Annotated in this window: 6 protein-coding genes and 3 pseudogenes; 5 read left to right on the top strand and 4 right to left on the bottom strand. The window is 70.6% G+C overall.

Annotation, left to right across the window (positions count from 1 at the left end; translation table 11 throughout):
- Positions 1-368: 368 nt before the first annotated feature.
- Both GUY61_RS29745 and GUY61_RS29740 read right to left on the bottom strand, forming a co-directional pair.
- Complete coding sequence (locus GUY61_RS29745) at positions 369-1283, bottom strand: universal stress protein (RefSeq protein WP_166633343.1); 915 nt, start codon at positions 1281-1283, stop codon at positions 369-371.
- Positions 1284-1321: 38 nt separating this feature from the next.
- Positions 1322-1609: a hypothetical protein gene (locus GUY61_RS29740; protein WP_166633337.1), complete on the bottom strand. Its 288-nt coding sequence runs from the start codon at positions 1607-1609 to the stop codon at positions 1322-1324.
- A gap of 294 nt (positions 1610-1903) precedes the next feature.
- Between GUY61_RS29740 and GUY61_RS29735 the strand changes: the two genes are divergently transcribed.
- From GUY61_RS29735 to GUY61_RS29715, 5 genes and pseudogenes are all read left to right on the top strand, one after another.
- Positions 1904-2359: a Crp/Fnr family transcriptional regulator gene (locus tag GUY61_RS29735; RefSeq protein ID WP_166633342.1), complete on the top strand. Its 456-nt coding sequence runs from the start codon at positions 1904-1906 to the stop codon at positions 2357-2359.
- 588 nt (positions 2360-2947) lie between these two features.
- Positions 2948-4672 carry a cytochrome c oxidase subunit I gene (gene ctaD, locus GUY61_RS29730; RefSeq protein WP_166633341.1) on the top strand — a complete coding sequence of 575 codons (1725 nt, stop codon included), beginning with the start codon at positions 2948-2950 and terminating at the stop codon, positions 4670-4672.
- Positions 4672-5049 (top strand): hypothetical protein, encoded by a 378-nt coding sequence (locus GUY61_RS29725; RefSeq protein ID WP_166633340.1) that lies wholly within the window; start codon positions 4672-4674, stop codon positions 5047-5049. The genes ctaD and GUY61_RS29725 overlap by 1 nt, the downstream gene beginning before the upstream one ends.
- Positions 5050-5266: 217 nt before the next feature.
- Positions 5267-6242 (top strand): annotated as a pseudogene (locus GUY61_RS29720) (tyrosine-type recombinase/integrase).
- Positions 6243-6386: 144 nt separating this feature from the next.
- Positions 6387-7607, top strand: a complete 1221-nt coding sequence (locus GUY61_RS29715; RefSeq protein ID WP_166633339.1) for an MFS transporter — start codon at positions 6387-6389, stop codon at positions 7605-7607.
- Positions 7608-7661: 54 nt separating this feature from the next.
- Here the strand turns inward: GUY61_RS29715 and GUY61_RS29710 are convergent.
- Positions 7662-8855, bottom strand: a pseudogene (locus tag GUY61_RS29710) (transposase); the annotation flags it as partial.
- A 9-nt stretch (positions 8856-8864) separates the two neighbouring features.
- Positions 8865-9095, bottom strand: a pseudogene (locus GUY61_RS41980) (DUF4158 domain-containing protein); the annotation flags it as partial.
- Positions 9096-9331 lie beyond the last annotated feature (236 nt).

Here is a 9331-nt window from a genome sequence, read left to right as displayed (position 1 = left end):
CAGGGGGCACAGGGGGAGACGAGAAGGGGGAGCAGGAGCACTGTCGGGAACGCATCAGCATCGCGGGAGAGCATGAGCACCGCGGGCAGCGGGCGGGCCGTACGGAAGAGGCGCGGGGCGCGCCGCGACATGAGGGCGGGAAGGACCCTATCCGCTTCTCGCGGATCCTGATTGCGCGGTGCACGGCCGCCGGCCGCTTCTCCGCGTCTTTCTGGGTCCTTCCCGTCACCTCAAGCACACCACGCGCGCGCCCGGCGCGCCAGGGCCGAACGGCTCCGGTCCGCGTCTTCCCGCGGCGGCGTCCGGATGCACGGTGCGCCGTACGGCCGCGCCGGTGCGGAAACGGCGCGGCCGTACGGCGGGGGCCCTCACGGGTGCGGGACGATCACCACCGGGCATTCGGCGTGGTGCATCGCCGCGTGCGTGACGGGCCCGGTGCGGGGACCCAGCACTGCGGGGCGCGGCTTGCGGCCGACGATCAGCAGCCCGGCGCCCCGGGCGGTACCGAGGAGCCGCTGCGCCGCCCGGCCCTCCGGCACCAGTGCCTCCACCGCGACCGAGGGGTACCTCTCGCGCCACGGCTTCAGCAGCGCCGCGAGGGCGGCGGCCCGCTCCTCGTGGGACTCGGCCCGCGCCGGGGCGTCCATGGGGCCCGGCGCGTACCCGGAGGCGTGGTGGAAGGTCCAGGCGTGGACGACACGCAGCGGCGTACGGCGCCGCGCGGCCTCGTCGAAGGCGAAGTCGAGCAGCGTGCCGCGGCCGTGCTCGGAGTCCGTCCCCGGGTCCACGCCCACCACCACCGGGCGGTAGGGCGTGCCGGTGGACGGCTCGCCGCCGGGACCCGGCCGGTGGTTGTCCTCGGCGGTCCGGCCGGCCCGGACCAGGACCACGGGCCGCGGAGCCTGGCCGACGACGTGCTGGGCGACCGAGCCCACCAGGAAGCCGCCGACACCGCCGAGGCCACGGCTGCCGAGGACCAGCAGTTCCGCGGACCCGGCCTCGCCGACCAGGGCGTCCGGCGCGGGCAGGGCGATCTGCTCGCCGTCGACGCGCAGACCGGGGTGCCGCGTGGTCACCTCGTCGAGGGCGTCCCGCAGGACCTGCCGTGACCGGTCGCTCGGGGCAGCCAGTTCGGGGAGCGAGGCCTCCTCGTCCGCCAGCCCTTCCCATGCGTGCACCAGCCGCAGCGGCCGTTCGCGCAGCACGGCCTCCCTGGCCGCCCAGTGCGCGGCGGCCAGACTCTCGGGGGTCGGGTCGACCCCCGCGACGACCGGACGAAGCATGACCGACCCCTTCCGCTCGGTGCCGCTGCCGCGGGTCCTCAGTGCCGTACGGCCGTTCGGGTCCGGAGGCGTTGCGCGGACGGCAGCACCTTCACCGTCTGCACTCCGGCGGCCGGCCGCGCCGTGGCCCCGGCGGGCACCGGGTGCTCCGCCTGCTCTTCCTGCCGTTCCTCCCGCTCCCTCAGCCGCTGCCGCTCCATCGCCCGGCGCAGCCTCATCCGCAGCAGCAGCGCGTCGATCGCCGCGCTCGCCACGAAGGTCGCCGCCATCGCCGTGGACAGCACGACGAAGGGCCGCCACACCTCCGGTGTCAGTGTCGCCCGCACCGCTCTCGCCTCCCTCGGAAGAGAGCCCTTCCCCAGGGCCCTTCCTTTCCCGCCTCCATCTCACCGCGGCGGACGGAACGGCACATGGTGCCGAGGGTCCCGGATGTGGGCCGAACGGCCCGGACCTGGGACCGGGCGGCCCGTGGCGGGCCCGCGCCCGTGCCCCGACCCTGTACGCGTCAGGCGTGTTCCCGCGCGCCTCGCGGCCGGCCGTCACCCGGGTAGCGGCCGGGCCCGTGACCGGCACCCGCGCCATCACCCACGACGCAGGGCTCTCGAGGAAGAGGCAGAGAGATGAACACGACGACGATGCTGCAGGCCCTGGACCCCGAGCATCGCAACCGGCTGCAGCACATGGCGCGGGAGGTGTCGTTCCCGCAAGGGGCACGGCTTTTCGACGAGGACGGCCGCGCCGACCGGTTCTGGATCGTGCGCACGGGCACGGTCACCCTCGACATGCGTGTGCCGGGCCGCCGGGCCGCCGTCATCGAGACTCTCGGGCACAACGAGCTCGTGGGCTGGTCCTGGCTGTTCCCGCCGCATGCCTGGCACCTGGGGGCGGAGGCGATGACGCCCGTGCGGGCGTACGAGTTCGACGGGACGGCGGTGCGGCTGATGTGCGAGAACGACCCCGAGCTGGGCGCGTCGGTCTCCCGGTGGGTGGGCCGGGTCCTGGCCCACCGGCTCCAGGCGGCCAGGACCCGGCTGCTGGACCTGTACGCCCCCTGTGGCAGCGACAGCCGCGTCTGATCCCCGGCCGCCTGCGGCCTGCGGCCTGCCGTCTGTGCTCGTGCCTGCCGCCAGTCGGGTGAGCCGCGGTGCGGCCGGCCCCAGGGCGTGGTTGCGTGGCACTCGCGCAACACCCGCCGGCCGGCGGCTCACCCGAGGTGCGCCGTCGGCCGGGCGCCGGTGCCCCGTTGGTCCGTCCGGCGGAGGGCGTGCCCGTTCCGGCGGCCGCCGACGGCTCACTTCCCGCCGCGGGTGCGCCGTGCGGGCCCGCCACTGTCGGGCCCGGCCCGGTGCCACACCGCCGGAGAGAGCCGGGAGCGCGGTCATGACGGCCGTCGCCGTGTCAGATGCCGCCGCGCGGAGGGGACATCCGCTCCGCGGTCGCGTGGACGAATGCGATGAGCGGTCGGCCCGGGCGATCCTGACACGCCCTCATCCGTGTGACCGCCATATGAATCACCGGCACATTTTGCCCTGGCTTTGGGAATTCGTCGAGAACACCCCCGCGCACAACGAGCAAGAACGCTCCGGACTGCGTAGCGTTTGAGGGTGCGGTGAAGGGGTACTCCGCCGCGCGTCCTGCCCGCACGCTTTTCTGGGGATTATCGTATGGTGACTTCGACCGAGCCGGTTGCTCCTGTTCCGGTGGCAGGGCGCAAATGGGGGACCGTGGCCGTCTCTTGGCTGACCACGACGGACCACAAGAAGATCGGCCATCTTTATCTCATTACGGCGTTCGTCTTCTTCCTCGTCGGAGGAGTGCTGGCGCTGGCGATGAGGGCGGAACTGGCCCGGCCCGGCCTGCAGATCCTCTCCAACGAGCAGTACAACCAGGCGTTCACCATGCACGGCGGCATCATGCTGCTGCTGTTCGCCACCCCGACCTTCGCCGGCTTCGCCAACGCGGTGATGCCGCTGCAGATCGGGGCGCCCGATGTCGCGTTTCCGCGGCTGAACATGTTCTCGTACTGGCTGTTCCTGTTCGGCGGGCTCATCGCCGGGGTCAGCCTGCTGACCACGCCGGGCGCCCCCGACTTCGGCTGGACGAGTTATGTGCCGCTGAGCGACAAGATGCACACCCCCGGCGTCGGCGCCGACCTCTGGATCATGGGTCTGACGCTCGGCGGGTTCGGCACCATTCTCGGCGCAGTCAATTTCATGACCACGATCATCTGCATGCGCGCTCCGGGCATGACGATGTTCCGGATGCCGATCTTCACCTGGAACGTCCTGCTGACCTCGGTGCTGGTCATCCTGGTCTTCCCGGTCCTCGCCGCCGCTCTGCTGGCCCTGGAGGCGGACCGCCGCTTCGGCTCGCACATCTACGACCCGGGCAACGGCGGACCGCTGCTGTGGCAGCACCTGTTCTGGTTCTTCGGCCACCCCGAGGTGTACATCCTGGCCGTGCCGTTCTTCGGCGTGACCTCGGAGATCCTCCCGGTCTTCTCCCGCAAGCCGATCTTCGGCTACGTCGGACTCATCGCGGCCACCATCACCATCTGCGGCCTGTCCGTCGCCGTGTGGGCGCACCACATGTTCACCACCGGCGCGGTGCTGCTCCCCTTCTTCTCGTTCATGAGCTTCCTCATCGCCGTGCCGACCGGGGTGAAGTTCTTCAACTGGGCCGGGACGATGTGGAAGGGAAGTCTGACCTTCGAGACACCCATGCTGTGGTCGGTCGGATTCCTGGTCACCTTCCTCTTCGGCGGGCTGACCGGAGTGATGCTCGCCTCGCCGCCCATGGACTTCCACGTCCATGACACGTACTTCGTCGTGGCCCACTTCCACTACGTGCTGTTCGGCGTGATCGTCTTCGCGACGTTCGCGGGCTACTTCTTCTGGTGGCCGAAGATGACCGGGAAGATGCTCGACGAAAGGCTCGGGAAGATCCAGTTCTGGACGCTGTTCGTCGGTTTCCACCTGACCTTCCTCGTCCAGCACTGGCTGGGCGCCGAGGGAATGCCGCGCCGCTATGTCGATTATCTGGAAGCGGACGGATTCACCACGCTCAACACCATCTCCACGATCGGCGCCTTTCTGCTCGGAATTTCGACCCTGCCGTTCCTCTACAACGTCTGGAAGACCTGGAAGTACGGAAAGCGCGTCGAGGTGGACGACCCGTGGGGCTACGGCCGTTCGCTGGAATGGGCCACCTCCTGCCCGGCACCGCGGCACAACTTCACCACGCTGCCCAAGATCCGCTCCGAGTCCCCGGCCTTCGACCTGCACCACCCCGAAATGGGCGCCCTCGAAGCGGCCCAGTCCGGCCGCAGGGACGTCGTCGAGCCGGGCGAGGGGATGGCGCCCCCGCTGGGCGGCGGCAAGGACACGTGATGGCGGCCCGCCCCGCGAAGCGCACGGAGACGGAAACCGACACGGACACGGCCGCGGGGATCGCGCGCCTGGAGGGCTACCTGCTCTGCCAGGCGGAGATCGGCAAGGCCCGCACCGAGGCGGAGGACTTCGCCGGCAGGCTGCCGTGGCTCACCTCCGCCCAGCGCGAGGAGGTGGTCCGCAACTACGCCCTGGACCGCCTCAACGTGTCCAAGGAGTCGCTGCGCGCCGTCACGGTGCGCTGCGCCGAACTCCAGCAGGAGTACGAGACCCGCTACCACCTGCTGCGCAGGCGGCTCCTGTGCCACTGCGTCGCCCTCCTGCTGCTGTCCTGCGCGCTGTGCGCGGGCTGCGTCCTCGTCCTGGCGTCCCGCTGACGCAGGCCCGGGGGTTGAGGAACATCGGAACGAAAACCGGCGCTAAGCCTTCGTCGGCCCTGGTGGACGGCTGACGGGGCGTCGGCCGTGGAACCGGTCTGAAAAGTCGTTCCACGGATAACGCCCCATTATCTGCGGGAGCTTGGTTCGTCACCTGCGGTGACGTTCTCCAGGCCGTACGTGAAGCGGCCCTGTTATCCGTGGCAAGGGGGAAGCGGTGCCCACCGTGGTGCAACTGCCGGCCGGGAAGGCGTTGACCGTCCGCGCGGCGGCAGACGCCTTCCTCGATTCGCTGCGCAATCCGAACACGGTCCGCAGCTACGGAGTCGGCGTCGGCAAGACCGCCGAGCGGATCGGGGAGGCCCGCCCGCTGGAGTCGGTCGCGGACGACGAGATCGGCGAGGCCCTGGAACTGCTGTGGGGCACTGCGGCGGTCAACACCTGGAACGCCCGCCGGGCGGCAGTGCTCTCCTGGCTGGGCTGGTGCGAGTCGTACGGCTACGACGGCCCGGCGGTCCCGGGCCTGGACGAAGCGGCTGGCGGTGCCGGACTCCGAGACCCCGGCCCGCTCGAAGATGGCCGTGGACCGACTCATCGCCCGCCGCGAGGTCCACCTGCGGGAGAAGACGCTGTGGCGGATGCTCTACGAGACCGCCGGGCGGTCCGAGGAGATCCTCGGCGTGAACATCGAGGACCTGGACCTCGCCGCCCGCCGCTGCCCGGTCAAGGCCAAGGGCGCCCGGAGCAAGGCCCGCCGCCGAGGACAGGCGCGCGAGGACTTCGTACTGGAGACGGTCTACTGGGACGCCGGCACCGCCCGCCTCCTGCCTCGCCTGCTGCGGGGCCGCACCCGCGGCCCGGTGTTCGTCACCCATCGCCGTCCCGGTCCGGGGAAGGTGGTCAGCCCGCGCGACGTCTGCCCGGACACCGGGCTGGCTCGCCTCTCCTACGGCCAGGCTCGCGCCCTGCTCGATGAGCACACCGCCGTGCGTGGGCCGGGGACGGGCTGGGACCTGCACGAGTACCGTCATTCCGCCCTGACCCACCTGGGCGAGCAGGGCGCCTCCCTGCTGATGCTGATGGCCAGGTCGAGGCACAAGAAGCCGGAGAACGTCCGCCGCTACTTCAAGCCGTCCCCCGAGGCGATCTCAGAGTTGACCAGTCTGCTCGCACCCGGCGACAGCCGCCGGTGAATGTGCGGTGCTGCCGAGACCGGTGCGTATCCACGTCCGCGTCTCCCCCGGTCCGATGCGGGCCGTGGTGGGACTGGGGCACTTGCTATGATCCAGGAGTCGGCCTTCGGCGCCCCAGGTTGGGTGCGCGCGAAGGCTTTTTTCATGCCTTCTGACACATCTGCCTCCGGCACACCTCCAACCACCTACCGTGACCTGCTCCGCAACCGTGAATTCGTCGGCCTGTACGCCAGCTTCACGCTGACGGTCGCCGCGAGCACCTTGTCGGGCTTCGCGCTCGGCACGCTGGTCAACCAGCAGACCAAGTCCCCGTTCCTGACCGCTGTGAGCATGTACGGCGCCACCTTCGCGACGGTAATCGGTGCGCTGACGCTGCTGTCGGTCGCGGACGGAAGCCGTCCTCGCCGGACCCTCGTCGCGCTCCAGTGCGTCTCGCTCGTAGGTGTTGCCGCACAGGCGGTTCCAGGGCTGCCGCTCGCCGCCCGGTTCGGTCTGCTCCTTGTACTGGGGTTCTTCCAGTCCCTGGGAACGGGCACACGGATGGGGCTGCTCGCCGAGGTAGTGCCGACCTCCGCCTATGCACTGGCACGTTCGCTGATGAACATCACCTCGGGAGGCATGGCCATCCTCGGCTACGCCATCGGCGCCGTACTGCTGCGGTACCTGAGCCCGCAGGAGGTCTTCGCCGTCGCGACCGCCCTGACCGGCGGTGGATTGATCATTGTGGCGGTGACGGTCCGGGAACGCTCGATCCGTCTGACCCGGCGCCCTGGACTGCGCCAGACCTGGACGACGAACATCGAGCTTTTCTCCCACTCCGGCCAACGCGCGCTGCTGCTGAACCTGTGGGTCCCCAATGGCCTGATCGTTGGCTGCGAGGCCCTGTTCATCTCCTACGCCCCCCATCACGCCGGCGTCTTCCTGGCCGCCGGATCGGCAGGCATGCTCCTCGGTGACCTTGCGGTCGGGCGGCTGTTCACCGCCGAGCAGCGGCGCCGCTACGCATTCGCCCTGCGACTGCTGCTCGCCGCCCCCTACCTGCTGTTCGCCGTCCACCCGCCCGTGCCGGTGGCGACAGCCGCGGTGTTCATCGCCAGTGCCGGCTTCGCTGCCACCCTGCCGCTCCAGGAGCAGCTTCTGGAGTTGACCCCTGATCCGGTCCGTGGCCAGGTCCAGGGAGTTGAGTCCGCCGGCCGGATGACGTGGCAAGGTATCGGAGCCGCGATCGCTGGTGGCGTTGCCCAGCACTTCACTGCTGGCACGGCCATCACCTTTGTGGCCGCAGTCTCCATCGCCATCACCGTCTTCTCCCGGCCCTTCGTGGTCCGCGCCCGAGCCGTCCGCATCCAGGCGGCCAACGCATAGAGTTCCCAGACGGTGCGAGCGGCGGGCGCGGCCAGACGCGCCCGCCGCGTCTCGCTACTCGTCGACAGCGTCCGGGGCACGGAGGGGCCGCATTCCACCGAGCAGGTCGGGAAGCTGGAAGGAGTACCGGCCCAGCACGTTGAGGTGGTGGCGCACGAACGGGGAGAGCCGGGCCACGTCCTCGTCGCGGACCTCGAAGCCGTCCGCGCGCAGTTGGTTCACGGCGGCGTCCATGTAGCGGGTGTTGAACAGCACGAGCGCGTTCAGGACCAGGCCCAGGGCGCCGATCTGGTCCTCCATACCTTCCTGGTAGCGCTGGTAGAGCTGCCCGGCCCGGCCATGGAAGATTTTCCGGGCCAGTGCGTGGCGGCCCTCCTGGAGGTTGGCCTGCACCTTGATCTGCCGCCGGTAGCCGGGCTCGTCGGCCAGGCGCAGGATGTGCAGGGTCTTCGCGATCCGCCCGTAGTGGGCGATCGCGTCGCCCAGCGGCGTGGGGCGTCCGTCGCGGGAGAGCATCCGGATGACGTCGTAGGCGCGGACGGCTCCGGTGTGGATGGAGCCGATGATCCGCAGGATGTCCTCCCAGTGCCGCTCGATGCGGGCGAGGTCGATCCGGCCGCGGGCGGCGTCCTGGAAGGCGCCGTAGTCGGCCGTGCGATCGACGCGCCACATCTTCTGATCGGGCAGGTCCGCGAGCTGCGGGGCGTAGGCGAACCCGGCCAGGGTCAGCAGTCCGAACACGATGTCGCTGTAGCTCGCGGTGTCGGTGACGATCATCTCCGGACGGCGGCCGCCGTCGCGGTCGTAGAGGACGTCGAGCACATACAGGGAGTCGCGCGGCGTGCCGGCCACGACCTTCCCGCCGAGCCCGGCGGCCTGGTCGTTGATCATGTTGAGCCAGGTCGCGCCGCCCCGGCGCCCGAAGTACTTCGGGTTCGGCCGCGCGTACACCGACGGCACGGGGACGACGAACCGCATCCCGTCCACCGAGGCGACCAGGCCCCCGCCCCAGCTCTGCGCGAGGCCGATGGACGCCTGGTGACTGATGAGGGTCGCGTTCGCGGCCCGGTACGTTGCCAGCCGCAGGTAGGTCTGGTCGACGTGGGACAGCCGCCCGTACTTCAGTGCGTCCGCGCCGCCCAGAACCGGGGTGTAGCCGACGTTGCAGCCGTGGGCGACCAGCAGCGCGGCGATCGTGACGTTCAGGTCCTTCAGGCGGGCCTCGCCGCCGGTGACCGAGGTGAACGCGAGGTAGTCCACGACCTCCGGCGGCACAGACGTCGGGTCGTCCAGGAACACCCCGAGATAGCGAGCGGTCGTAAGCTGGGCCGCGAACCCCAGGCGGTTGTGGGCCCGCCTCTTGGACCCGATCAGCTCCCGGTCCGCGTCGTCCAGGAAGAAGAAGCGCTCCAACTCCGTACGGGACGGCGCCCCGCGATACGCCGCGTACGCGGCAGCCTGCTCATCCGTCAAAAACTCGACCGGCACCCCGGACCTCCAGACAGTCGATCAACACGACTGCCGAAGGTTCATCCCTCGCAGAAGCCCAGGTCAAAGCCCTCATCGAGGCCGGGCAGGCTTAGCGCCGGTTTTCGTTCCGATGTTCCTCGGCCCCCGGCCCCGGGCCCGCCGGTACCGCTGCCGGCGGGTCCGCGGCATGTCCGCCGCCGTGCCCGGCCCGGCCCGCCGCGCCCGTTTGGCCCGTGCGGGGGACCCGGTGCGTC

Origin of the sequence: Streptomyces sp. GC420, assembly GCF_009916105.1 — a bacterium.
Lineage (GTDB): Bacteria > Actinomycetota > Actinomycetes > Streptomycetales > Streptomycetaceae > Streptomyces.
The sequence above is the reverse complement of the archived record's forward strand: the minus strand, read 5'-3'. Positions and strand labels throughout refer to the sequence as shown.

Coding starts and splice junctions, on each gene's coding strand:
- GUY61_RS29745 (WP_166633343.1), bottom strand. CDS start 1,283: ATGCTTCGTCCGGTCGTCGCGGGGGTCGACCCGACCCCCGAGAGTCTG.
- GUY61_RS29735 (WP_166633342.1), top strand. CDS start 1,904: ATGAACACGACGACGATGCTGCAGGCCCTGGACCCCGAGCATCGCAAC.
- ctaD (WP_166633341.1), top strand. CDS start 2,948: ATGGTGACTTCGACCGAGCCGGTTGCTCCTGTTCCGGTGGCAGGGCGC.
- GUY61_RS29725 (WP_166633340.1), top strand. CDS start 4,672: ATGGCGGCCCGCCCCGCGAAGCGCACGGAGACGGAAACCGACACGGAC.
- GUY61_RS29715 (WP_166633339.1), top strand. CDS start 6,387: ATGCCTTCTGACACATCTGCCTCCGGCACACCTCCAACCACCTACCGT.